Here is a 23,330-nt window from a genome sequence, read left to right as displayed (position 1 = left end):
TGGCACGTACTTTAGTCCGGCTACCACCTACCGTGCGGCGAGTGTCGGTACTCGAAATTGGCTGTTGCACAACCCGATTCGAGTAGGGTAAGGCGAAGCAATCATTCCACGGGGGCTTCACCGGTTGCCTGAAATATGACACGACGTCCGATTTCGACGGCGTGGTCGGCGAAACGCTCGTAAAAGCGGCCTAACAGCGTGACATCAACAGCGGTCGAGACACCGTGCGGCCAGTCTTTCTCTTTGAGGACTGTGAATAGGTGTTGGTGCAGCCGGTTCATCTCCTCGTCATCACGGCTGATCTGCGCGGCCTGCTCCGGATCGCGTGAGAGGACGACATCTCGTGCGCTTCGGCCCAAATCCACTGCAATCCGTCCCATCTCGGCGAAGTCGCCAGCCACTTCTTCAGGTAACGCGCGGTCTGGGTGGCGGCGGCGTGCGATCCTGCCGACGTGTAGCGCCAAGCCTCCCATTCGTTCGGCATCCGCGACGCTCTGCATGGACCCAACCACGGTTCGCAGATCGCTTGCGACCGGCGCTTGTAGAGCCAGCAACGCAAATGCAGCATCCTCGGCCGCACTGCGCATCTGGACGAGGCGCGCGTGGCTTGCGATCACACCTTCGGCCATCGTCAGGTCTGCCTGTAGTAGCGCGTGAGTCGCCCCCTCCATCGCCTCACCCGCCAGGCCGCACATCTCGCTCAGTGTTGCGGTGAGCGAATCGAGCTGCTGGTGGAACGCGGTGCGCATGTTGCAACCTTAAGCGGACCAGTACAAACGGTGGCCCCGTTGGACAAACTGTTAACAGGCCGTTTCTGATGGGTGAAAGGGGTTCCCCGCTTGTGGTGGGACCAGCAAGGGTTGTTAACCCAGGGAGTCGAAGAGCGGGGGAGTCGATGTCGCTGTCGGAAGTAGTAATGCGGGTTGTGGGTTTCCTGCGCGCCGGCTACCCCGAAGGTATTCCGACGCGCGACTACGTGCCGCTACTCGCCCTGCTTCGTCGCCGCCTTTCCGACGACGATGTCATCGCTGTCGCCGCTGCGGTGATCTCTCGCAACAATCAGTCGGTGGACATCACAGACGTGCGAGTCGCAATCACCAAGCTGACTGACGAGATGCCGTCGCCCGAAGACACCGAGCGGGTCAAGCGGCGATTGGCCGCAGTCGGTTGGCCAGTCGAAGACGAGGCCGAGCGCTAATCTCCGACGAATACGGCTGGGGCACAGATCGTTTCGGTGGCCACCGGTAGGTGCGTCAGCCGCTGTCGATCAGACCTTCGATGGCCTCGGTGCCAAAGTCATTGTTGATGCGCAGTTCTGGGTTGTGCTCGGGCTCGCCCTTGTCGCGTTTGCCCTGCGTGTTGAGGAGGCAGAAACCGTTTCCGGGTGCGGCCACGTTGTACGCGGAGCTGATCTTGCTTGCGGCCGGGGTAGGAATTGATGCCCAGCATCAGATGTATGCGGTCGACGGCCCTGAACTGGTTGTTCGCCGCATCCGCCCGTGCCGAGCACATCGAGGGGCCGGCGGCCGGGATGCGAAAACCCCACCCGTCCAGCAAATGTAACCACACAGCTGCGACCACGGTTGTCGGTTATGTGATACTCGTTGGCGCCTGCCGGGCGCTGCGGCCGCCATCGCGAACCATGGCACGGCACAGGGTATTTCGGGGGATGGCAACCCTGCCCACGACAAGCAGCGAGTATGAAATCTGTTGTGCTGCAACACTAACTAAGGGATTTGGCCTTGATGGCTGGGGCAGTAGACCGTCACTGATGCCGTGACGAATTTGACCGCGGTGCGGGTAACGCGATCGGGCACCAGGTGTAAGGACGGACTGCCCGCGTAGGTCGTATTCGTTTCCTCGTCGACGACGGACTGAAACGAGGCGCCGCTATCGAGTTCGCCACAGATTTCGCGGGCCCGGTAGACCAGCCCGGGCACGTTGTCGATGACGGGAATCTGTAGCTGCGCGAGCGTCGCCACGAACTGATCTTCCTGCGCGTCGGCGCCCGCCGCGCCGGCACACGCGATCGCGACGGACAGCATCGCCGGGACGCTGACCAGAGCGCCTGCAACCCTGGTGATGTGGATGCGCACGGCACGTTTCCCGCTTCGTCGGTGTCACCTGCTCGGCGTCTCATTAGATCGACACCAACCGGTAACAATGGAGGCAACCAACGCCTGCAATGATGGAAATCGTAACTGGCTGCAACCGTGAATCACCACTCGGCTTTCGCGCGCACTCGCAGATGAGGGGAGGGGCGCGACGGTCGCGCACGGGTACGACCGAATCGAATCGTGGCGAGATGGCGCCGTCTGGCGCGACGGCTATCGGCAGGCGGGCAATACCTGCGCTGGTAGTGGTGATCGCAGCCCTGATCAGCTTGAGTGTGGCCGTTGTGACGAGCGGGCCGATGCACCAGGCTGCCGTCGGGATGCCGGACGGGGCCCGTTCGGCAAACGTTTCCGCACGTGGCGCGCGCGGCGTGCTGCTCAGGGGACGGATCAGCCCGGCTCCCCTGGGGGACATCACACCGGATCCGCCGCCAGGCATCCCGGCGCCGACGGCAAAGCCGCTCGAGCCGCCGGTGGCGTCGCCGCCGCCGCGAGCACAACAGCCGCAGGCCCCTAAGCCGCAACCACAGGCACCCCCACCCCAGGAGCAAGGACCCGCGCCGGCACCTGAGGCGCCTCCGCCGCCGCTTCCACCTCCGCCGCCGCCACCTCCGCCGTCGCCGCGCCCGCCGGGGGGCCATGTCCAGCTCTCGCCCTGAGGCACACGACGCCTGCAACCCGGATGCTCCGAGACGCTGCGCACGGCCAGTGGCAAGGGCACACTTGTGGGCATGCAGATACCTGAGTTCGCCGTGTTGACCGAAGACGCTCGAGCCGCGACGTCACCGCGGCAGGCGTGATCGTGGCGCCGGAGCCCGAGCGTCGCGTGCTGAACGGTCTGTCGGACATACGCGCGTTCTTCCACACGAACAAGGTGCCGCTGTACTTCATCTCGCCGACGCCGTTCAATCTGCTCGGCGTTGACCGCTGGATACGAAACTTCTTCTACCTCACCTACTTTGACTCTTTCGAGGGCACCCACTCGCGCGTGTTCGTGCCCCGGCGGCGCGATCGCCGTGACTTCGACTCGATGGACGAGGTGTGCAGCCACCTGCTGTCGGATCCCGAAACACTCGAGTTTGTCGCGGGCAAAGGCCCCGGTGGCAAGTGCTGCTTTGTGATGCTGAACGAGGAGATCCAGGCCCTCGCCCGGTCCGCGAGTCTCGAGGTGATGCATCCGCCGATCGAGCTGCGCCAGCGCCTGGGCTCGAAGATCGTCATGACCCGCCTGGCCAACGAGGCGGGTATCCCCAGCGTCCCGAACGTGATCGGGCGCGCCGGCTCCTACGACGAATTGCAGGCGCTGGCACAAAGCGCCGGATTGGGAGACGACCTCGTCATCTCGATCGCGTATGGCAACGCCGGCAGCGGGACGTTCTTCGTGCGCGGTCAGCGCGACTGGGACGAGCACGCGGGTGAGCTCTCCTCGCAGCAAGAACTCAAGGTGATGAAGCGCATCCGCAACGTGGAGGTCTGCCTCGAGGGTGCCGTGACCCGGCACGGCACCGTGGTCGGACCCGCGATGACGAGTCTCGTCGGGTATTCCGAGCTCACCCCCAGCCGGGGCAGCTGGTGTGGCAATGACATCTGGCGCGAGGTGTTGCCGCCCGCCCAGACCCACGCCGCGCGAGAAATGGTGGCAAAGCTGGGCGACGTCATGCGCCGCGAGGGCTACCTCGGCTATTTCGAGGTGGATCTGCTGCACGACCTCGACTCCGACGAGCTGTACCTCGGCGAGGTGAATCCGCGTCTGTCCGGCGCCAGCCCGATGACGAACTTGACCACCGAGGCCTACGCCGACATGCCGCTGTTTCTCTTTCACCTGCTCGAGTACATGGACGTGGAGTACGAGTTAGACATCGACGAGATCAACGCGCGCTGGGAGCGCGGCTATGGCGAAGACGAAGTCTGGGGCCAGGTGATCATCACGGAGACGTCCCCGGATATCGAAATCTTCACCGCGACGCCACGCACCGGGGTATGGCGCATCGACGACGACGGTCGGGTCTCCTTTTCGCGTACCGCCAACGACTGGGCGACGCTGCTCGACGGCTCCGAGGCCTTTTACATGCGTGTAGCGGCGCCCGGCGACTTGCGGTCCGAGGGCGCCCAACTCGGCGTCCTCGTCACTCGCTCACACCTGCAGACCGACGACTATCAGCTCAGCGAGCGCTGCCAGCGCTGGGTCAAGGGGATGAAGGCGAAGTTCGTCTCGACGCCCCTGACACCGGCCGCGCCGATCGTCTCGCGGCTCGTCGCACGAGCGTGAGCCGCCCGGCCGGTATCTCGCTGGACAACTGGCTGTCGCCGCCGTATGCGCATTGGTCGTTCCAGCACATCGAGGATTTCGTCCCGACCGCGGTGATCCCGCGCGGGAACGGTCCGGTCGCGGCGTTGCCCGCGGCCGGCGCCCCGATCGCCGAGATCCCGGTGATCAGCACCGAAGGGACGACCACCACCGTGGGCGCGGTGATGACCGGCACAGCTACCGACGGGTGGGCCGTCGCCCACCGCGGGTCGATCGTGGCCGAGGAGTACCTCGACGGCATGGGTGCCGAGACCCGGCACCTGCTGTTCTCGGTGAGCAAGTCGCTGGTGGGTGCGGTGGTAGGCGTGTTGCACGGCGCCGGCGCGATCGATCTTGACGCGCAGGTCACGAAATACGTTCCCGCTCTGGATAATTGCGGTTACTCCGGTGCGACGGTGCGCCACCTGCTGGACATGCGGTCGGGTATCGCGTTCTCGGACAACTACCTTCATCCGACCGCGGAGATCCACGTTCTCGACCAGGCGATGGGATGGGCGCCGACGAGCAACTCCGACGTCCCGTCCACGCTGCGCGACTTCCTGTTGACCCTGCAGCAGAAGTCGGCACACGGCGGCCCGTTCGAATATCGCTCGTGCGAAACCGACGTACTGGGCTGGATCTGCGAGGTGGCCGGCGCCCAGCGGATGCCCGGGCTGATGTCGGAGCTGGTGTGGAGCCGGATCGGCGCCCAACGCGATGCCACCATCGCCGTCGACACGGCCGGGACCGGATTCTTCGACGGCGGCATCAACGCCTGTCTGACCGACATGATCCGATTCGGGTCGCTGTTCTTGCACGACGGTGTCTCGTTGACCGGGCGGCAAGTGGTCCCGGCCGCTTGGATCGCCGACACTGTCGACGGCGGTCCGGACTCGCGTGAAGCGTTTGCCGCCAGCCCCGACGACACCCAGATGCCCGGCGGCATGTACCGCAACCAAGTGTGGTTTCCCTACCCGGGCAACAACATTGTGTTGTGCCAGGGGATGTGTGGCCAGATGATCTACGTCAACCGGGACGCCGAGCTGGTCGCCGTCAAGTTATCCACCCAGCCGGACGCGGGAGATCCGCAGATGCTGTGGGACACGCTGCACGCATTCGACGCTGTGGCAAGGGAACTGGCGGGAATCACAACCGAGTAGCAGTCACCGCGTCATTGATTCGGCTGGTAGACCGTCGGTGGTCCGAAGCCCGGGCCGGTAAGGCAGCTGGGGCCGTTTTGTTTGGTGCAATCCAAGATCTGACCCGGAGGTGGGGTCGGCGGCGTCGTCGTCGCGGTGCGCTGAAAAGTGAAATCGAGGCCGGTCGCGCTGCCGGCAACGGTGCAGGAGCGGTAGGCGGGGACGGTCATCAGTGGGTATTTCGGCCACGATGGATCGGTGGGAACCTCGACTTGCCAGCGCCCGTCGGTTACCACCCCGCAGCCCGTGTCGTACCCACCCGGCGGCTTCGGGCCGATCATCACGTACATGCCGAGGACGTCTCTTTGAGCAGACCCCGCCACGGTGAGTTTCCCGTTCTTCAATGGACCGAACGTCAGACCGCTATCGGGCACTTTCGCCAAAGTGGTCGTCGTTGGCGCGGTTGCGGGGTTTGTCAACGACGGCGGTTGTTTGTCGCTGCTGAGCAAATTGATCGACGGCGGGATCGCGGTGACAACGGCCGCGCACAGCGCAAAGAGTCCCGTAATCTTCGCCGCCCTCGCCACGGAGTCGCCCGCGCCGTTTCCGCCGTGTCTGCCGATTCCAAACATCGCTCTACCTCCAAACGAGAGCTCCTGGTGCACAACGACATCGGGTACGCGCCCCGGCCCGTGCGCACATAATGCTCTTGCTCTTGGCATGTACTTTCGGTGGGAGAATTGTCCTGCCGGATCGTGCGCGGCCGCACGAGTAGTTCACTACTCCATTACCGGGTTTGCGTCTGGCGTGACATGCGGCGGTGTTGCTAGTCGCCCACCGAACGCAGGGCCGCCGTGACCGGGGCGTACATCGTGGTTTTGATGGCTCCGAGGGTGCCGCGGTCTTTGCCGAGTAGTGGCTGCAGCCGCCTGACGGCGGCACTGACCAATTCTTCGTCCGGGGCGGTCTCGTCGACGAGACCGGCGGCCTGCGCATCGGGGCCGGTAAATCGGTGGCCGGTCGTCATGGCCGTAACCGCCGTCTGCGGCGACAGTTTGGCCTGCACCAGTGCCGCCATGCCCTTGGTGAAGGGGATCTTGATGTCGACTTCGGGAAAGCAGTAGTAGCCGCGGTCCGATCGCATCACGCGGTAGTCGTGTGCGATGGCCAGCATGGCGCCCGCGCCGAAGGCGTGGCCGTTGACCGCTGCGACCGTGGGCCGCGGAAAGTTGAGGACGCGAGCAAGCAGACCTTGCACCGCTTCGATGTACCAATCACCGCGGCTGTTGTTCGCGGACAGCCAATCCAGGTCGAGACCGTTGGAGTAGAACTTGCCGGTGCCCACGGTAACCAGAGCGTCGGCGTTGTTCTCGATGTCCGTCAGGTGAGAGTTGACGGTGTCCAGCCATTCGGGTGAGAAACGGTTTTCGTCTTCTCCCAACGTCAAGATCGCGATGGACCCTTCGCGTTGCACCGTCACGGTCATGGTGTACTCCCTTGTTTCTTCTTGGTGGATGTCTTGACCGGGGGTGTCAGCGTCAGCACCGCACGCACGGCGACGTCGAGCCGTTGCAACGCCGCGCTGTCGGGCGGCTCCTGGCCGCGAATCACCAGGGCAGTCGGCAATTCGACAACGCAGGCGCGAATGGCGGCTACCGCGCAGCGGTCGCGTCTGTTCCACATGCGTTCGCTGAGCTCGATGAGCAAACCGCCCAGCTCGTGATCGAGCCGACGCAAATCGTCGGCCAACTCGCCGGGTAAGTCACCGGATTCGAAGAGGTCGTCCCGGTGCACCGCGAGCAGGAATCGGGCCGAGACGGGATCTTGATGGAAGAAGGTCGCCGGACACCGGGCGGCGGCGACCACCGCGTCCACCACCGGCTCCCGCGAGGTGCCGGACGACAGTGCTTGCCCAACCGCCGCACGTTGGACGCAGAGATATCTCTTCGCGGCGCGCAGCCACACGTGGCCCAGCAATCCTGCGCGGGATCCGAATGCGTGATAGATCGCCCCATTCGACATCGACGTTGCGTCCGAAAGAGCGCGAATGGTGACGGCACGAGGTCCGGATTCTGCGGCCAGGCGCTCGGCCATATCCATCAACTGGGACAGATCGAGCACCCGGGGGCGAGGCATGGCGACACCATAACAGAGCGGATGCTCTGTTATGGGTGTGGGCGGCGGTGTGAACGTGAAGTGTCCCCGCGGTGACGGTTCGGCATGACGTCTGGCGATTCGACGCGCCGCGGTGCGCGGTGCAGGCTATGAATTTACGGTGAGCACCCACCATGTGAACCTGACCCAGCAGGAAAGCGCGTTGATCGGCGAGAGTCATCCCGAGGCTCTCAAGCGGATGGACGAGCAGGCGCTGAGGGAATTGCAGAGCCGGCTCAGGCAGGCGCGGGAGAAGAACTTCAGCTTGTTGCGACGTCAGGGTGCGGCTCGGGTGGAGGCCGAAGGCGCCCGCGGCGCCGCGCAGCCGGCGAACGAAAAACGCGGCGAAAAGGTGGAGATCTTCGACGAGGCGCTGGCTCGGGTGAGTGAGCGCCTGGCTGCCCTCGGCGACGCCGAATAGCGGTAGCGCCGGCCCGGGAAGGCCGGCAGCAGCGGGCGCGTTGAAACGCAAAACGCTGCGCTGCCTTAGGAGACCTCGATGGGATTGCTCGACCAGAAAACCGCCGTCGTTACCGGTGCCAATTCGGGTATCGGTCTGGCCACCGCCGAGCGGTTCATCGCCGAGGGTGCCGACCGGGTGTTCATCACGGGCCGGCGGCAAGCCGAATTAGACTCCGCGGCAATGCAATTAGGCTCCCGCGCAATCGCCGTGTGCGGCGACGTCGGAAAGCCCGAGGACCTCGACCGTCTCTACGCCGAGGTCGAGGAGGCCGGCAGCGGTCTGGACATCCTGATGGCCAACGCCGGCGCCACCAAGGTCTCCCGACTGGGTGAGATCACCGATGACGATCTCGACACCCTGCTGACGACGAACGTCAAAGGCGTCGTCTACACGGTCCAAAAGGCGCTGCCGCTGCTCAACGATAACGCGTCGATCATTTTGACCGGGTCCACCACCGCCGACCGCGGCCGCCCGGGGCTCAGCATCTACGCCGCCACCAAGGCGGCCGTACGGTCGTTTGCCCGCACCTGGGCCAGCGAACTCGCCGACCGCAACATTCGGGTCAATGTCCTGGTCGCCGGCTCCACCGCTACCCCGGGCAGCGACGCACTGGCGGCTCAAACCAACCCGAACGCGTCGGTCGAAGAGTTTCGCGCCGGCCGTGTCGCCACGATCCCGTTGGGACGCTTCGCCGACCCCGTCGAAATCGCCCATGCCGCGGTGTTTCTCGCCAGCGATCTGTCGAGCTTTACCACCGGGTCGACGCTGACCGCGGACGGCGGATTCAACCAGGTCTGAATGGGCTGGCGGTTCAGTTTCGGCAGCGGCTGGCTGATCACGACGTTAGTTTCGCTAACCTGGTTGAAGACGGTCGGGCCGTCGCCCTCACTCGCCGAACGGTGTAAGGATGCTTTTGCGGGAAATCGCGTGCTCAAACAGACCTTGAGCATGTAAGCCGTGGCCTACGGGGCTCGGATTCCGCGACTGGCAGGGGAGGGCCAGCAGATCGACGATCTCGTTCCGGTCGGAACACCCATCGACCTCGAAAACTGCGCTCGCGAGCCGATCCACATCCCGGGCAGTATCCAGCCGCGTGGGGTGCTCGCGGTGGTCCGCGAGCCCGCCTTCGAGGTGCGTCAGGTGAGTGCCAATGTCGCCGAGTTGCTCGGTCGTCCCGCCGACGCCGTCCTCGGCCGGCATCTGTCGGTAATGGTCGGCCACCAACAGGCCGCCCGCATCGAGCAGGTGGCCTCTAGCTACGGCAGCTTGCGCCAGCACAACCCGCTCGAGTGCATGATCGACGTGGCCGGTGAACCACGAGCATTCGACGTTATCCTGCATCGCGAGCCGGGCGGGGTGCTCTTGGTGGAGCTCGAGATCGCCTACGGCGAGCGGCCGTTCTCCTTCCCGAACACCTATCAGGCCGTGCGCGGTGCGGTGGAGGAATTGAACCGGGCCGCTACGCTGGCCGAGCTCTACGCCACCGCCGCGCGGGCCGTCCGCAGTCTGACCGGCTTCGACCGAGTGATGGTGTACCGCTACGACGAGGAATACAACGGCGAGGTCGTTGCCGAAGCGAAACGCGACGACCTCAATTCCTTTCTGGGACTTCACTATCCGTCGACCGACATCCCGGCGCAGGCACGCGCGCTCTACGAGAAGAACTGGATTCGGCTCATCTCCGACGTCGACTACACGCCGACGCCGCTGCTGCCGAGTATCGACCCGGAGAGCGGCACGCCGCTGGACCTTACCTATGCGACGTTGCGCAGCGTCTCGCCCATCCACGTTGAGTACCTGCAGAACATGGGCGTGCACGCGTCGATGTCGATCTCGCTGTTGCGCCAGGGGCGGCTGTGGGGGCTTATCGCCTGCCACCACTACGCCGGTGCTCATCTGCCACCGTTCGGCACCCGGGCGGCGGCGGAGTTCCTCGGCTCGACCCTGTCGTTGCGACTCGTCGACCGGTTCGAGGACGAACAGCTGCACCAGCGGCTGGCCGCCCAAGCGGTGCTGGCCAAGCTGACCGCCGCCACGCTCGACGATCGCGAATCGCTGACGGCGGCCATGCTCGGGGCGCCCGACCTGCTCGACTTGGTACCCGCGGAAGGTGTCGTGGTCAACATCCAGGGCGATCACCAGACCCGAGGCTCGGTTCCGCCGCCGCAGGTGGTGGCCGCGGTCATCGACTGGGCGCGCGGGGCCGACGACGAGATCGCCGGCAGCGAATGGCTGTCGGGCGAGCTGCCCGACCTCGACCTCGACCCGCAGTCGGCCGCCGGCGCGCTCGTGATCAACCTGCCTGACGGCCAATACGCCGTCTGGTTCCGCCGCGAGGTGCTGCGCTCGGTCGACTGGGGCGGCGACCCGCACAACAAGACGATCGCGGTCGGGGAGGGCGACGGCGTGCGGCTCAGCCCGCGCAAGTCATTCGACCGATGGCGCGAGATCGTCCATCAACGCAGCGAACCGTGGACGCCCAGCGAGTGCGAGTCCGCTGAGTCGTTGCGACGCCACCTGGTGGAGTCGCTGTACCGTCGCACGCGTGGCGCGCTGCGCATGGCCGAGATGGTGCAGCGCAGCCTGCTGCCCGAGTCGATACCCGAGCTCGAAAGTTGGTGGCTATCAGCGTATTACGAGCCAGCTGCGGGTGGTAACGTGGGCGGCGACTGGTACGACGCATTCGAGCTGCGCGACGGCCGCTTGATTCTGCTGATCGGCGACGTCGCCGGCCACGGCATCACCGCGGCCGGCACGATGGCACAGTTGCGCAACGCGTTGCGGGCGCAACTGTTCGCCGGTGCGACACCGGCCGAGGCGCTCACCCAGCTGAACGAATTCTGTGTGCACATGCTGCCCGGTGCGTTCGCCACGGTCATCGCCGTGCGGGTCGACCTCGGCTCAGGCCTGGTGCAGGCCGCCTGTGCGGGCCACCTGATCCCTTACCTGACCAGCCCGGCGACAGTCCTTGCGCCGATCGAACTTTCGCCGCCGATCGGCATCCGCGGCGTGACGTACGCACCGAGCGAATTCACCGTCGAGCCCGGCAACGGGTTGGTCATGTACTCCGACGGCCTGGTGGAACGCCGCGGTGAGGTGATCGACGAAGGTCTGGACCGTCTCGCCCAGACCTTGAACCGCGCGGGCGATGCCCCGGCATCCAGAATCTGGACCGCGATGGACTCGGGCAATATCGACGACGACGTCACAATCGTCGCCCTCCGGCGCCCCTGACCTCTCGCGGTGACTACTGCTGATAGGCCGGCAGGTTGTCCGACAGTTCGTCGAACACCGCCTGATTGAGGCCGAACGCGACCTTGACCTCGTCGACCGCACGACGAACCGCGTCGGGCCCGAGGCGCAGCGCATCAAGGCGAGCCCGATAGCGGTCTTTGAAAGGCTTGGGCCGCATCGGGAATCGGTACATTGCCAGCCCGGCACCCCCGAGCGAAAACGTGCGGTCAAGAATCTTGCCGATGGCCTGGCCGCCGGAGAGGTCCCCGAGATAGCGGGTGTAGTGGTGGGCTACCAGCGCTCCGCCCCACGACGCTGCCTCGATTCGGTCGCGGTAGGCCTGTGCGGCAGGTGATTCGATCTCGTTGCCGCCGTTGGGATTCCAGTGTTCGAGGTCTGCCTCGATGGCCGGCAGGCGCTCCAACATCGGGTCGTATACCGCTGCCACCATCGGATCATCGCGCCGGCTGCGGACGGCATCCTCCAAGGCCGCATAAACCACGCGCAGCCTAAGCAGGTAATCGGCGTAGCCGTGATTGTTGACCCGGCCCGCCAGCAACTCCGTCACGAACGGCGACTGCTCCGCCCGGGCGTGCTCTTCGGCCGAGCCTTCCTTCATCGCGACGGAAAGCGGCCGGCCCGTCTCGGCGACGCTCACCGGCATTGCGTGCTCTCCTCGATGTAGCCCGCCCAATTCATCGTCTTGGATGCTACCGAGCCACCACCGGCGGCGGGTGGCTGATCTTTGTTGGCCGAGGTGTGTCTCGCACGTGACCTGACCGCGACTGCGGCAATGGACGCTCGTCACCATGGCGGTTCTGGTGCTGGTCGGTGCGCTGGCGGCGGCGACATGCGTCGGCTATTACCTGGGCCGGCGCGCGAGCTCGTCGTCGCCGACCTGGAGACAGCGCACCAGTCGGGTCGCGATAGGCAGGCTCGCGCTGAGTTTCGTGGTGCTGGTGGCTGCCCGGCGCATCCGGCGGACGCATCGTCCATTCCGTCCTGTAGACCTGAAATCGGTTGAGCCGGTGGAATTTCTGCGCTGGGGTGGTGCCCTGGTCCTGCGGCGCGCAAGGCTGGTCTGACGGGGCTGGGTGCCCCTGGTGGGACGGGCCACCGCGAGAGTTGATTTGCTAGTCACTATGACAACACTGCAGGGCAAGGTCGCGTTCGTCACCGGCGCATCGTCGGGCCTGGGCGCCGAAACAGCCAAGCTCCTTTCCCGTCAGGGCGCAACGATCTTCGGCATAGCCCGCGATAACGCACGCTTGGCCGAGGTTTTCGCCGACATCGAAGGTGGTTGCTACGCATCGGTGGACGTCGGCTCGGCGCAGGCCTGCAAGGACGCCGTCGCGAAGTGCGTGCGCGAGTTCGGCGGTCTCGACGTCCTGATCAACATCGCCGGCAAGCACCGGATGCGCCGAACGGAGTCGATGACCGACGACGACTGGACAGAGGACCTCGCGGTCAATCTGAACGGCCCGTTCTATCTGTGCCGGGCCGCGCTGCCTCAGCTGCTGGAAAGGGGCGGCAACATCGTCAACGTCGCGTCCATTGCCGGTGTCGAAGGGCAGGCCTATTCGGCCGGCTACTGCGCGGCCAAGCATGGTCTCGTCGGGCTGACCCGGGCATTGGCGGTCGAATACACCGCGGACCGGTTGCGCGTCAACGCGGTGTGCCCGGGCGGCATGCTGACCCCGCAAATCGAGCAGTTCAGTGCACCTGAAAATCCGAACTATGACCTGATCATGCGGACGGCCTCGCCACGCGGCATGATGGCGCCCCTCGACGTCGCGAATGTGATCGCGTTCCTGGCCAGCGACGCCGCGGCGGCCGTTCATGGCGCCGTCTACCGGGTCGACAATGGCAAGGGCGCCGGGTAGCTGAGCTGAATCCCGCTCGGGGCCAAGCAAAGTCAGCGCCGGATCAGGCCTGTTCGGCCCGGCGCCCGCGAGTTCGCGTTGGACTTCTTCTCTTCGTACATCAACTCGTCGGCCTGGGTCAGCAGCTCATCCACGGAGGTGGTGGGCCCGTCAGCGGACGCGCGCACCAGGCCGACGCTGGCCGAAAGCAGATAGGGCCGCCCGCTCGTCTCGTTGAAGGCCCGAAATGCCTGGGCCACCCGGTCCCGCAGCGTCGAGGCGTCGCTCGCGTTCTCGGTGACCATGATGCAGAACTCGTCACCGCCCAACCGGGCGAGGATGTCGGACTCGCACAGTGTTCCGCCCAGCACGTCGGCGACGTCTTTGATCAGCATGTCGCCGACCTCGTGGCCGTGTTCGTCGTTGACTCGTTTGAGCCCGTCGACGTCGAGGAACGCGAGCACGCTGTCGTGGCCGAGGTAGTGCGCCCCGCGGAGCATTTGCTCGGCCAACAGGTAGAAACCACGACGGTTGGTGAGTCCGGTCATTTCGTCGGTCACCGAGAGCTGACGAATCTCCTCGTTGGCCTGCTCGAGCGCGGCGGTGCGCTCGCGTACCCGCTGTTCCAGTTCGGAGTAGACCCGGATGTTCTCCATGGCGATCGAGGTCGAATCGGCCAGGGCCTGCAGTAGGCGGACCTCTTGCTCGGTCGGCTGATGTACTTCGGCCCAGTAGTTACCGATCGCGCCGATCGGGTCGCGCCGGCGGATCGGAACCATCACCAGGCTCTTGACGAACGTGGGGCGGTAGAGGTCGTGCGGGATGCGCGAGTCGAGGTAGATGTCCGGGATGATCGCCGGATCGTGATTGAGCATCGCCCATCCGCTGATGCACGAGGTCATCGGAAAGCGCAGGCCCTTCCACAGTGGGCCGATCGCGTTCTCTTCGGCGTAAAAGCACTTGCCGTTATCGCGCAGTACCAATGTGGCGCCGTCACAGCTGGTGAGTTCGCGCGCCGATGACGAGACGAGCCGCTGGATGTCGGCCTGGCTGCGAGCCAACGACAGGTCCTGGACGGCCTGCAACAGGCGCTCCATGCCTTCGAGATACTCGGCATCGCCAAATCGGTGCGCTGGCAAAGCGGTTGGCGGCGGTCCGGGCAGGAACAAAGGTTCCATGCCCACCTCCGAGCGAAAAGGCCGTAGCTGCCCCCACGGCTCCCCAAGCGGTCGCCAACACTAACATTCACCGGTCGTCTCGCCGCGCAATTCCGCCAATAATATGCGCTCCCGGACCGGTCCGTGCACTAATGGCGGCCACTTTGGTGTCGCAAAAGGGCCAGATAAGTTGTCGGCCTTTGTACAGGCATTGGATATGTCAACCCGGTAGCGTGCCCCCATGGCTTTCACAGTGACCTGGGCAGATGGCACCGAAATCACCTACGGTGACGAACTCCATTTCGACACCGACGGCGCGGTGCTCAAGATCGGGCCTTCCACGGGCAAGTGGACGTGGTACTTCTCCTCCCACCAGTGGGCCCGCATCGAGCATGACGATCCGCACACCTCGCTGCGACCCGAATTTCCGCCGGTGGTCACCCACGCCCGCCCTTCGGCCTGAGCCAGACCTGCCCGCGGGCAGGCGCATACCCCGAGCCGGGACGATCGGCATGAACTGACCCGGCTGGTAGGGTCCGCCAGGATGCCAGGCTGCGCGCGGCCCATCCGTTTTGGCATTTCTCCCTCGCGGGCAACTGATCCGAGAGCTGGATTTTCCGCGGCTTGCGACGCGCGGTGGCGGGTATCTCTCTATCCACCGAGAACGGAGACAGGATGAGCCCAGGCGCGCAAACGAAAACCATCACGACGCACGTTCCGGCGCGACTGGACCGGCTGCCGTGGTCGCGGTTTCACTGGCGCGTCGTGGTGGGCCTCGGCGGGGTATGGATCCTCGATGGGCTCGAGGTCACGATGGTGGGCAACGTCTCGGCCCGGCTCACCGAGAAGGGCAGCGGCATCGAGCTCAACCCGGCGCAGATCGGCTACGCGGCGGCGATCTACATCACCGGCGCATGCTTGGGCGCCTTGTTCTTCGGCCATCTGACCGACCGGTTCGGACGCCGCAACCTGTTCATCCTGACCCTGGCGGTCTACCTTGTCTCCACGGTCGCGACCGCATTCGCATTCGCGCCGTGGTACTTCTTCATCACCCGCTTTTTCACGGGCGCCGGCATCGGCGGCGAATACGCGGCGATCAACTCGGCGATCGACGAGTTGATTCCGGCCCGGGTGCGCGGCCGCGTCGACCTGATCATCAACGGCACCTATTGGCTGGGTTCGGCCGCCGGTGCCGCCGGCGCCCTGCTCCTGCTGGACACGTCGAACTTCCCCGCCAACGTCGGTTGGCGACTTGCCTTCGGCATCGGAGCCATCTTCGGCATCTTCGTCCTGCTGGTCCGGCGCAATATTCCGGAAAGCCCCCGCTGGCTGTTCATTCATGGGCGCGACGAGGAAGCCGAGCAGATCGTCGGCGAGATCGAACAAGACGTGCAGCGCGAAACCGGAAAGCCGCTGCCCGAACCGGACGGCGAGCCGCTGAGAATCCGTCAGCGCCACGCGATTTCGTTCATAGAGATCGCCCGGGTCGCGTTCAAGCTCTATCCCAAGCGCGCGGTCCTGGGACTGGCGCTGTTCATCGGCCAAGCGTTCCTGTACAACGGCGTCACGTTCAACCTGGGCACGCTGTTGAGCGGGTTCTACGGCGTTGGATCCGGCACCGTGCCGGTGTTCTTCATCTTGTGGGCGATGAGCAATTTCCTCGGCCCGTTGATTCTCGGGCGGCTGTTCGACACCATCGGCCGCAAACCGATGATCACCGGCACCTACATCGGCTCCGCGGTACTCGCGGTCGTCCTCGGAGTGCTGTTCGTGGATCAGGTCGGCGGGGTCTGGACCTTCATCGTCGCGCTGTCGGCGGCGTTCTTCCTGGCCTCCGCGGGCGCGAGCGCGGCCTACCTGACCGTCAGCGAGATCTTCCCGATGGAGACCCGGGCGCTGGCGATCGCGTTCTTCTACGCGGTGGGCACCGCGATCGGCGGCATCACCGGTCCGGTGCTGTTCGGGGAGCTGATCAACTCGGGTGATCGAGGCCAGGTGCTGTGGTCGTTCCTGATCGGGGCGATCGTGATGGCGGTCGCGGGGTTGGTCGAGCTATGGCTCGGGATCGCCGCCGAACAGCGCGCCCTGGAAGACCTGGCGTTGCCGCTGACGGTGGCCGACGCCGAGCACCAATAAGAAGCGACGACGGCGGCGCGGCCGCGTCGGGGCTATGGTCGGCGACGTGACGGTCCCGCGCGTCGATGTCGATTCCTACTACGACCTGGGCTCCTACCACCGGGCCGTCGATACGCCCTCGGCTGAGGCTCAGGTGTGGTTCAACCGCGGCATGGTGTGGGCCTATGCGTTCAACCATGAAGAGGCAGTGCGGTGCTTCGACTGGGCGCTCGCGTTGGACCCGGACCTTGCGATCGCGCGATGGGGCATCGCATACTCGGTCGGCCCGAACTACAACAAGGCCTGGGACGCATTCGATCCGGTCGATCTGGCCGCGTCGCTGGCCCGGGCTCGCGCGGAGCTCCAGCTGGCCGCCGCGGGCCGTGCCACCGCCGCCGAGCGCGGCCTGATCGACGCCCTGGCCGCTCGCTTTCCGACCCGCGATATCGCCGACACCGCGGCGCTGGCCGACGGGAACTCCGCGTACGCCGACTCGATGTCGAGGTTGGCATCGGCCTTCCCCGACGATATCGACATCGCGGCCCTGGCGGCCGATGCGCTGGTCAACGTGACGGCCTGGGCGCTATGGGATACCCGCACCGGTGAGCCGGCGTCAGGGTCGCGGGTGCGGGAGGCCAAAGACATTCTGGAGACCGCCCTGTCGACCCCTGCCGGCCGCGCCCATCCGGGCATTCTGCACCTCTACCTGCACACGATGGAGCTATCCGCCCATCCCGAGAAGGCGCTGCCCGCGGCCGATCTGTTGCGGGGTCTGGCACCCGACGCCGGTCATCTCGAACACATGCCCACTCATATCGACGTACTGTGCGGCGACTACCGCAACGCGGTGGTGTCCAACCTTTCGGCAGTGCGCGCCGATCGCAAATACCTCGAACGCGAAGGCGCACTGAACTTCTACTCGGCCTACCGTGCCCACGACCTGCACTTCGTGGTGTACGCGGCGATGTTCTCCGGGCAGTCGGCCGTCGCGCTGCAGGCCGCCGACGAGATCGCCCGGCAGCTCACCCCGGAGGTGCTGTCGATCGCATCCCCTCCCATGGCGGACTGGCTGGAAGCCTTTGTGCCGCTTCGGGTCCACGTTTTGATCCGGTTTGGCCGTTGGGAGGATTTGATAGCCGAGCCACTGCCCGCTGACCAGGATTTGTACTGCACCACGGCGGCCACCGTGTACTACGGCCGCGGCGTCGCGTATGCGGCCACCGGTCGACTGTCGCAGGCAGATTCCGCGCGGGCAGCCTTCACCGATGCCTACGCCCGCATCCCTGCCTCACGGTATCTGTTCAACAACACCAGTCGTGACATTCTCGCGGTCGCCGCCGCGATGCTCGACGGTGAAATCGCTTACCGGAAACGGCAATTCGATTCGGCATTCGCGCACCTGCGCCGCGCGGTGGAACTCGACGACGCCCTGCCCTACGACGAGCCATGGGGCTGGATGCAGCCGACCCGCCACGCCCTTGGCGCGTTGCTGCTGGAGCAAGGTCACGTGGAAGAAGCGGCCAGCGTGTACGCCGCCGATCTTGGTCTGGACCCCTCCGTGCGCCGATGCTGCCAACATCCGGGCAACGTGTGGAGCCTGCACGGGTATCACGAGTGCCTGCGACGCCTCGGTCGCGCCGCTGAAGCGGCGATCATCGAGCAGCAACTGATCTTGGCGCGTGCCCACGCCGACGTCCCGATTACCGCGTCCTGTGCCTGCAGGGGAGCCGCTAACTTCTGAGTATTGTGTACTATACCCAGCATGAGTGAGAAACTTCCGGCTCGACTGGCGGAGCATCCCACCGTGCGAAAAGTGCGATCGCGCCAATTACGGAAACCTGAAGTGATCGATGCGGATTGGCTGCGCGAGCTGTGCCTGGAGGCCGGCGTCGACGACGTGGCTTTCGCCAGCGTCGACAACCCCGACCTGGCCTCGGAGGTCGAGCACGTCGAGGCCGCGCTGCCCGGCACCAGAAGCTACATCTCGCTGGTGGTCAAGATGAACCGCGACAACATCCGCTCGACGGCGCGCAGCGTCGCCAACCAGGAGTTTCACCGCAGCGGCGAGCTGCTCAACGAGGCCGCCTATCGCATCGTGCGTCGGCTGCAGGACGCCGGCCACCGGGTGCTGAACCCGTCGGCGACCTTTCCGATGGAGATGGACAACTACCCGGGGCGGATCTGGGTGGTGGCGCACAAACCCGTCGCCGTCGCTGCCGGACTCGGCGTAATGGGCATCCACCGCAACGTGATTCACCCCAAGTTCGGCAATTTCATCTTGCTGGGCACGATCCTGGTGGACACCCCGATCAGCAGCTACGGCGAGCCGTTGGACTACAGCCCGTGCCTGGAATGCAAGCTGTGTGTCGCGGCGTGCCCGGTCGGCGCGATCGGCAAGGATGGCAGTTTCGATTGGCTGGCGTGTTCGACCCACAACTACCGCGAGTTCATGGGCGGTTTCACCGATTGGGTGCAGACCGTTGCCGACAGCACGGACGGGGCCGATTTTCGTTCGCGGGTAACCGATTCCGAGAACGCGTCGATGTGGCAGAGCCTGTCGTTCAAACCCAACTACAAGGCGGCCTACTGCCTGGCGGTATGCCCGGCCGGTGAGGACGTGATCGAGCCCTACCTGGACAATCGCAAGAGCTTCATGGACCTGGTGCTAAAACCGTTGCAGGACAAGAAGGAAACGCTCTACGTGCTGCCTAACTCGAAAGCGAAGGAATACGCGCAACGCCGCTATCCACACAAGCAGGTGAAGGTCGTCGACAGCGGGCGGCGCGGCTAAGAAGAACCGTAGGCGCGGGCGATGTCGGGGGAGTCCAGCCAGCCCGAGTAGGTGGGCCGCGACGGCCAACCCTCCGGCGAATCGAGCCATTCCTCCTGGCGGCCCCACGGCAAGAGGTCGATCAGCGCGAAGGAATGGCTGAGTTGTTCGGTGCCCCGCCCATTCGTGTGCCAGGTGCGATACACGGTGTCGCCGTCACGCAGGAACACGTTTACCCCGAACCCCCCGCCCGGCGGCGCGTCCATGTCGGCGCCGAAGGTGCTCTGCGACGACGAGTACCACTGCATCCGGTTGCCGACCCGCTGTTTGTAGGCGAGCGCCTCCTCGATCCGGCCGTTGGTGACGATGACGAACCGGGCGTCGTAGTTGTCCAGGAATTCGAGCCGAGTGAACTGCGACGTGAAACCGGTGCACCCGCTGCACTGCCATTGCGCGCCGTCCGACCACATGTGGTGGTAGGTGATGAGCTGCGAGCGGCCATCGAACACGTCGGCCAAACGGACCCGCCCGTCGGCGCCGATCAGGGTGTAGTCGGGCAACTCGACCATGGGCAAACGGCGCCGCTGCGCAGCGATCGCATCCAGTTCACGGGTAGCGGCCTTCTCGCGTTTGCGCAGTTCATCGAGCTCGGCGCGCCAGGTCCGGGCATCGACGATGGGCGGTAGCGCGGTGTGGTTCGGGGACATGGGATCCACCTTTGCTCTCGTTGCTTCTCGGCTCAAAGGTCTGACCGATCGTCCACCCCGAATTCATCGGCCAGCGCCGACGAGCGCAAAAAGCGCTGCTCACAGCTGAGAACTCGCTTTGAATATGGTTTGTGACGCGCGCGTTCGGGTATCTATGTGCAAACTTTAGATGTCACGCGGGGGGACCCTGGGTCCGGAAAGGCGACGCAACATGACTCAGGGGTTGACCCCGAACGTCGACGACGTGCAGGCACGGTACGACTTGTCGGACGACTTCTTCCGCCTGTTCCTCGATCGCACTCAGACCTACAGTTGTGCGTACTTCGAGCGTGAGGACATGACGCTGGAAGAGGCCCAAATCGCCAAGATCGATCTGGCACTGGCCGAGCTGGATCTGCAGCCCGGCATGACGCTGCTCGACATCTCCTGCGGCTGGGGCACCACGATGCGCCGGGCAATCGAGCAGTACGACGTCAACGTCGTCGGCCTGACAAAGTCCAGCGATCAGGCCGCGCACGTCCAGAAAATGTTCGACGAGATGGACACCGAGCGCAGCAAGTGGGTGCTGCTGCAGGGCTGGGAGGAGTTCACCGAGCCCGTCGACCGGATCGTGTCCATCGGGGCGTTCGAGCAGGGCCGCCACGACCGCTACGACGATTTCTTCGAAATGGCCTACACCGTCCTGCCCGACGACGGTGTCATGTTCTTGCACACGATCACCGGCCTGCCCTCAATCGACCCCGTCGAGCTGCACGCGGCTGGGGCGGGTTTCACCCTGACTCTGCGCGAGCCGCTGCAGCCGCATTACGTCAGAACTCTCGACCTGTGGGCCGAGGCGCTCGAGGCGCATCGTGCCGAAGCCATCGAAATGCAGTCCGAAGAGGTCTACGAGCGATACCTGCACTACCTGACCGGCCGGGCCAACGCGTTTCGCACCGGCCAGATCGACGTCAACCAGGTGACCCTCGAGAAGAACTGATCGCCCGGGCGGATCCTTCAGACAACGACACGGCCAACGAGACGATAACGATTCGCACATCGCCCTGGCACGGCGTCAACGCCGGTGGGAGGGTGGTGCCCGTGAGTGTTCATGTCAACGAGCTGGCGCATGGCTCGCGCACGCAATGGATGGACAGACCACCACAACGGTGTGCACGTGGTCACTGGCTGTTGCCGGGACACATGATCGTGGCAACCGTGCCGTGCTCTTGCGGCCGGCATATCTGCTGGGAATGCGAGTGCGGTGCGGCCACCTATGGGCCCGCGCTGGCCGAGTCATGCAGCCTCGCCCACGGTCGGCGCGGATCCGCGGTGATCGCGTCGGACTCGATGAAAAGCCTGTCCTGAAACACCTTTAGCGTCCCTGGCCACAACGGGTCACAACCGGGTCACCACCGCCGAGTTGTGATTGGGCGCCCATGCCCGTTCGAATGTGGCGAGTGGTATCTGCTCGTCGCGGCCGCTATCGATGCCGCTGTCGTTGAGGTGCACCACGCCGGCCTTGGTGTCGATGCCGGTGACAACCACAAAGTGGTTCCCGATGTCGCGATTGCCGGGCTGGTTCCAGATGGTCTCGGCGTTGACAAGCGCGATCACCTTGCGCTTGTCAGCTAGATTTTGTTGCAAGGCAGCGATATTGGTCTGGATGTTGTCGGCCCTGACCCAGTAGTGCCAGAGCAGCGGCGGCAGATCCCTGATGTCGGTGTTGCCCCGTGGATCCCATATCGGCTTGGAACCCGTTGCCCCCGAAGTATTTTCGGCGACTGCGGTGATCTGCCACTCGGTGGGCTGGCGACCCGTGAGCTCGCCGACTACGTCTGCGACCGCGACTTCGCCGCAGTCCGAGGAGTGTTGCCGACGCCAATGGGGCGCGGCAGCCGCCGGGTCGCCGTACATGCCCGCCTCGTGGTCGGCGTCCGGCGCGGGCGGGCCCGGGGTGGCGTGGGCAGCGGTGGCCCAGGCGGCCGATGTCGCCGCGGCGGTTGCCCATAAGAGAGCGGCCGTGGCGACTCTCGTCGTCAGGGTGCGGGCCATCGGCGTCCTTTTCTCGACAGTGGCGGTGCGTAACGGTATCGGGAAAGGCGCTGCGGGTCGCCCTTTCCGGAGCATTAAACTCCGAAGTCGGCCCAGATCGCGGGCGAACACGCCGAAATGTTGCCGGCATGAGACCGCGCCGATCCGCGGCTACCACCCCGGCGGTGCCGTACCGGGCAAGACCGAAGTCTCGTCGCAGTGGATCCGTTCGCTGATCGAAAACGACGACCGCACCGGGGCCGCCGCAATGTCCATTGTGCTGCTGTCGATTTCGTTCACCGTGCTGGTGCTGCTGCGCATCGTGGGCGGGCGCACCGCCAAACGCGAGGAAAAGGCGGCATGACGCCGTCGTTGGCCCGCTACGTCACCCGATCCGTGACGCTGGCCTACATCGGCGTAATGCTGATCGTCCCGGTGTCGATCATCCTGTGGCGGACCTTCCGGCCGGGGCTCGACCAGTTCTACGCGTGGATCACCACACCGGCCGCGATCTCGGCGCTGCACCTGTCGCTGCTTGTCGTGGCCATCGTGGTGCCGCTGAACGTGGTCTTTGGTGTGCTCACCTCGTTGCTGCTGGCGCGCAGCCGGTTTCGCGGACGCGGTGTCCTCCAGGCGGTCGTCGACCTGCCCTTCGCGGTGTGGCCCATCATCGTGGGGGTGGCGCTGATCCTGCTGTGGGGATCGGCCGGGGCGCTGGGGTTTGTCGAAAACGACCTCGGCATCAAAATTATCTTCGGCCTGCCCGGGCTGGTGCTGGTCAGCATCTTCGTGACCTTGCCGTTCGTGGTACGCGAGGTCCAACCGGTGTTGCAGGAGGTGGGAACCGAGCAGGAGCAGGCGGCAGCAACCCTGGGTTCGGGTCCGTGGCAGACGTTTTGGCGGATCACTTTGCCGACCATTCGGTGGGGCCTGATTTACGGAACCGTGCTGACCACCGCGCGCACCCTTGGTGAGTTCGGCGGGGTCATCATGGTGTCGTCCAACTTGCCGGGGGAGTCGCAGACGTTGACGCTGCTGGTCAACGACCGCTACGCCCGCGGGGCCGAGTACGGCGCCTACGCGTTGTCCACGCTGATGATGGGCGTTGCGGTGTTGTTCCTGATCGTCAAGACGACGCTGCTGGTGCGCCGCAAACGCGCCAGGGCCGCGGCCTGATCCGACATAGGAAGCCCCGCCTGCTCGGGTAGGCGACACGAGTCGCAAATTCGAAACCGATGAAGCGTGCCGTTGACGCGTGCGTAACAAGTTCGGCATCGAAGGTTCCTAAGGTGGGGCGGTCCACCTTCCGCACGTG

Annotated in this window: 25 protein-coding genes and 1 pseudogene; 16 read left to right on the top strand and 10 right to left on the bottom strand. The window is 65.1% G+C overall.

From position 1 onward, the window contains the following. Positions 1 to 101 precede the first annotated feature (101 nt). On the bottom strand, positions 102 to 749 hold the full coding sequence (gene phoU, locus ACAG21_RS16260; protein ID WP_370497176.1) for a phosphate signaling complex protein PhoU: 648 nt from the start codon (positions 747 to 749) through the stop codon (positions 102 to 104). Between the two features lie 152 nt (positions 750 to 901). Between phoU and ACAG21_RS16255 the strand changes: the two genes are divergently transcribed. Continuing rightward, positions 902 to 1,198 carry a DUF3349 domain-containing protein gene (locus ACAG21_RS16255; RefSeq protein ID WP_370497358.1) on the top strand — a complete coding sequence of 99 codons (297 nt, stop codon included), beginning with the start codon at positions 902 to 904 and terminating at the stop codon, positions 1,196 to 1,198. A 55-nt stretch (positions 1,199 to 1,253) separates the two neighbouring features. On the opposite strand, the gene ACAG21_RS16250 is transcribed toward ACAG21_RS16255, so the two are convergent. After that, positions 1,254 to 1,394, bottom strand: coding sequence for a hypothetical protein (locus ACAG21_RS16250; protein WP_370497174.1), 141 nt, complete (start codon positions 1,392 to 1,394; stop codon positions 1,254 to 1,256). 333 nt (positions 1,395 to 1,727) lie between these two features. Next, entirely contained in the window at positions 1,728 to 2,096 is a 369-nt protein-coding gene (locus ACAG21_RS16245) for a DUF732 domain-containing protein (protein WP_370497172.1), read from the bottom strand. Positions 2,097 to 2,910: 814 nt separating this feature from the next. On the opposite strand from ACAG21_RS16245, the gene ACAG21_RS16240 reads away from it, so the two are divergent. Both ACAG21_RS16240 and ACAG21_RS16235 read left to right on the top strand, forming a co-directional pair. Continuing rightward, on the top strand, positions 2,911 to 4,383 hold the full coding sequence (locus tag ACAG21_RS16240; RefSeq protein ID WP_370497171.1) for a biotin carboxylase: 1,473 nt from the start codon (positions 2,911 to 2,913) through the stop codon (positions 4,381 to 4,383). Continuing rightward, positions 4,380 to 5,561: a serine hydrolase domain-containing protein gene (locus ACAG21_RS16235; RefSeq protein WP_370497170.1), complete on the top strand. Its 1,182-nt coding sequence runs from the start codon at positions 4,380 to 4,382 to the stop codon at positions 5,559 to 5,561. Before ACAG21_RS16240 ends, ACAG21_RS16235 begins: the two co-directional genes overlap by 4 nt. An 11-nt stretch (positions 5,562 to 5,572) precedes the next feature. On the opposite strand, the gene ACAG21_RS16230 is transcribed toward ACAG21_RS16235, so the two are convergent. The 3 genes from ACAG21_RS16230 to ACAG21_RS16220 form a co-directional block, all read right to left on the bottom strand. Next, complete coding sequence (locus tag ACAG21_RS16230; protein WP_370497169.1) at positions 5,573 to 5,974, bottom strand: hypothetical protein; 402 nt, start codon at positions 5,972 to 5,974, stop codon at positions 5,573 to 5,575. A gap of 392 nt (positions 5,975 to 6,366) precedes the next feature. Beyond that, positions 6,367 to 7,026, bottom strand: a complete 660-nt coding sequence (locus ACAG21_RS16225; RefSeq protein WP_370497167.1) for an enoyl-CoA hydratase/isomerase family protein — start codon at positions 7,024 to 7,026, stop codon at positions 6,367 to 6,369. Continuing rightward, the gene (locus ACAG21_RS16220; protein WP_370497357.1) at positions 7,023 to 7,661 is read right to left on the bottom strand and encodes a TetR/AcrR family transcriptional regulator; all 639 of its coding nucleotides are present in this window, start codon (positions 7,659 to 7,661) and stop codon (positions 7,023 to 7,025) included. The genes ACAG21_RS16225 and ACAG21_RS16220 overlap by 4 nt, the downstream gene beginning before the upstream one ends. A gap of 154 nt (positions 7,662 to 7,815) precedes the next feature. Between ACAG21_RS16220 and ACAG21_RS16215 the strand changes: the two genes are divergently transcribed. The 3 genes from ACAG21_RS16215 to ACAG21_RS16205 all read left to right on the top strand — a co-directional run bounded on the left by ACAG21_RS16215 (position 7,816) and on the right by ACAG21_RS16205 (position 11,391). After that, the gene (locus ACAG21_RS16215; RefSeq protein WP_370497165.1) at positions 7,816 to 8,115 is read left to right on the top strand and encodes a hypothetical protein; all 300 of its coding nucleotides are present in this window, start codon (positions 7,816 to 7,818) and stop codon (positions 8,113 to 8,115) included. Between the two features lie 78 nt (positions 8,116 to 8,193). Next, a complete protein-coding gene (locus ACAG21_RS16210) occupies positions 8,194 to 8,955 on the top strand; it encodes an SDR family NAD(P)-dependent oxidoreductase (protein WP_370497164.1) in 762 nt (253 codons plus the stop codon). 159 nt (positions 8,956 to 9,114) lie between these two features. Beyond that, positions 9,115 to 11,391: a SpoIIE family protein phosphatase gene (locus tag ACAG21_RS16205; protein WP_370497162.1), complete on the top strand. Its 2,277-nt coding sequence runs from the start codon at positions 9,115 to 9,117 to the stop codon at positions 11,389 to 11,391. Between the two features lie 13 nt (positions 11,392 to 11,404). Here ACAG21_RS16205 and ACAG21_RS16200 read toward each other — a convergent pair whose 3' ends face one another. Beyond that, positions 11,405 to 12,055, bottom strand: coding sequence for a heme oxygenase (biliverdin-producing) (locus tag ACAG21_RS16200; protein WP_370497160.1), 651 nt, complete (start codon positions 12,053 to 12,055; stop codon positions 11,405 to 11,407). A gap of 145 nt (positions 12,056 to 12,200) precedes the next feature. Between ACAG21_RS16200 and ACAG21_RS16195 the strand changes: the two genes are divergently transcribed. Both ACAG21_RS16195 and ACAG21_RS16190 read left to right on the top strand, forming a co-directional pair. Then, positions 12,201 to 12,476, top strand: a complete 276-nt coding sequence (locus ACAG21_RS16195) for a hypothetical protein (protein ID WP_370497159.1) — start codon at positions 12,201 to 12,203, stop codon at positions 12,474 to 12,476. Positions 12,477 to 12,533: 57 nt separating this feature from the next. Beyond that, positions 12,534 to 13,274 (top strand): SDR family NAD(P)-dependent oxidoreductase, encoded by a 741-nt coding sequence (locus tag ACAG21_RS16190; RefSeq protein ID WP_370497157.1) that lies wholly within the window; start codon positions 12,534 to 12,536, stop codon positions 13,272 to 13,274. A 32-nt stretch (positions 13,275 to 13,306) separates the two neighbouring features. Here ACAG21_RS16190 and ACAG21_RS16185 read toward each other — a convergent pair whose 3' ends face one another. Continuing rightward, on the bottom strand, positions 13,307 to 14,350 hold the full coding sequence (locus ACAG21_RS16185; protein ID WP_370497355.1) for a GGDEF domain-containing protein: 1,044 nt from the start codon (positions 14,348 to 14,350) through the stop codon (positions 13,307 to 13,309). 301 nt (positions 14,351 to 14,651) lie between these two features. Between ACAG21_RS16185 and ACAG21_RS16180 the strand changes: the two genes are divergently transcribed. The 4 genes from ACAG21_RS16180 (at position 14,652) to ACAG21_RS16165 (ending at position 19,316) form a co-directional block, all read left to right on the top strand. Next, on the top strand, positions 14,652 to 14,873 hold the full coding sequence (locus ACAG21_RS16180; protein WP_370497155.1) for a hypothetical protein: 222 nt from the start codon (positions 14,652 to 14,654) through the stop codon (positions 14,871 to 14,873). A gap of 212 nt (positions 14,874 to 15,085) precedes the next feature. Further along, positions 15,086 to 16,546, top strand: a complete 1,461-nt coding sequence (locus ACAG21_RS16175) for an MFS transporter (RefSeq protein ID WP_370497154.1) — start codon at positions 15,086 to 15,088, stop codon at positions 16,544 to 16,546. A 34-nt stretch (positions 16,547 to 16,580) separates the two neighbouring features. Then, a complete protein-coding gene (locus ACAG21_RS16170) occupies positions 16,581 to 18,266 on the top strand; it encodes a hypothetical protein (protein WP_370497153.1) in 1,686 nt (561 codons plus the stop codon). A 21-nt stretch (positions 18,267 to 18,287) separates the two neighbouring features. Then, entirely contained in the window at positions 18,288 to 19,316 is a 1,029-nt protein-coding gene (locus tag ACAG21_RS16165; RefSeq protein ID WP_370497151.1) for an epoxyqueuosine reductase, read from the top strand. Here ACAG21_RS16165 and ACAG21_RS16160 read toward each other — a convergent pair. Then, positions 19,313 to 20,002: a DUF899 domain-containing protein gene (locus ACAG21_RS16160; RefSeq protein ID WP_370497149.1), complete on the bottom strand. Its 690-nt coding sequence runs from the start codon at positions 20,000 to 20,002 to the stop codon at positions 19,313 to 19,315. The two genes, ACAG21_RS16165 and ACAG21_RS16160, sit on opposite strands and share 4 nt — an antisense overlap. A gap of 211 nt (positions 20,003 to 20,213) precedes the next feature. On the opposite strand from ACAG21_RS16160, the gene ACAG21_RS16155 reads away from it, so the two are divergent. Together ACAG21_RS16155 and ACAG21_RS16150 are read left to right on the top strand one after the other, a co-directional pair. Continuing rightward, positions 20,214 to 20,981, top strand: coding sequence for a class I SAM-dependent methyltransferase (locus tag ACAG21_RS16155; RefSeq protein WP_370497147.1), 768 nt, complete (start codon positions 20,214 to 20,216; stop codon positions 20,979 to 20,981). Between the two features lie 101 nt (positions 20,982 to 21,082). Then, complete coding sequence (locus ACAG21_RS16150; protein ID WP_370497146.1) at positions 21,083 to 21,349, top strand: hypothetical protein; 267 nt, start codon at positions 21,083 to 21,085, stop codon at positions 21,347 to 21,349. A gap of 30 nt (positions 21,350 to 21,379) precedes the next feature. Here ACAG21_RS16150 and ACAG21_RS16145 read toward each other — a convergent pair whose 3' ends face one another. Beyond that, positions 21,380 to 22,036 (bottom strand): C39 family peptidase, encoded by a 657-nt coding sequence (locus tag ACAG21_RS16145; protein ID WP_370497144.1) that lies wholly within the window; start codon positions 22,034 to 22,036, stop codon positions 21,380 to 21,382. 160 nt (positions 22,037 to 22,196) lie between these two features. Between ACAG21_RS16145 and ACAG21_RS16140 the strand changes: the two are divergent. Together ACAG21_RS16140 and cysW are read left to right on the top strand one after the other, a co-directional pair. Next, positions 22,197 to 22,379, top strand: a pseudogene (locus ACAG21_RS16140) (molybdate ABC transporter permease subunit); the annotation flags it as partial. Further along, entirely contained in the window at positions 22,376 to 23,191 is an 816-nt protein-coding gene (gene cysW / locus ACAG21_RS16135) for a sulfate ABC transporter permease subunit CysW (protein ID WP_370497142.1), read from the top strand. The pseudogene ACAG21_RS16140 and the gene cysW, both read left to right, overlap by 4 nt. The last annotated feature ends 139 nt before the right edge of the window (positions 23,192 to 23,330 follow it).

This window comes from Mycobacterium sp. pR1184 (assembly GCF_041287235.1).
Lineage (GTDB): Bacteria > Actinomycetota > Actinomycetes > Mycobacteriales > Mycobacteriaceae > Mycobacterium.
The sequence above is the reverse complement of the archived record's forward strand: the minus strand, read 5'-3'. Positions and strand labels throughout refer to the sequence as shown.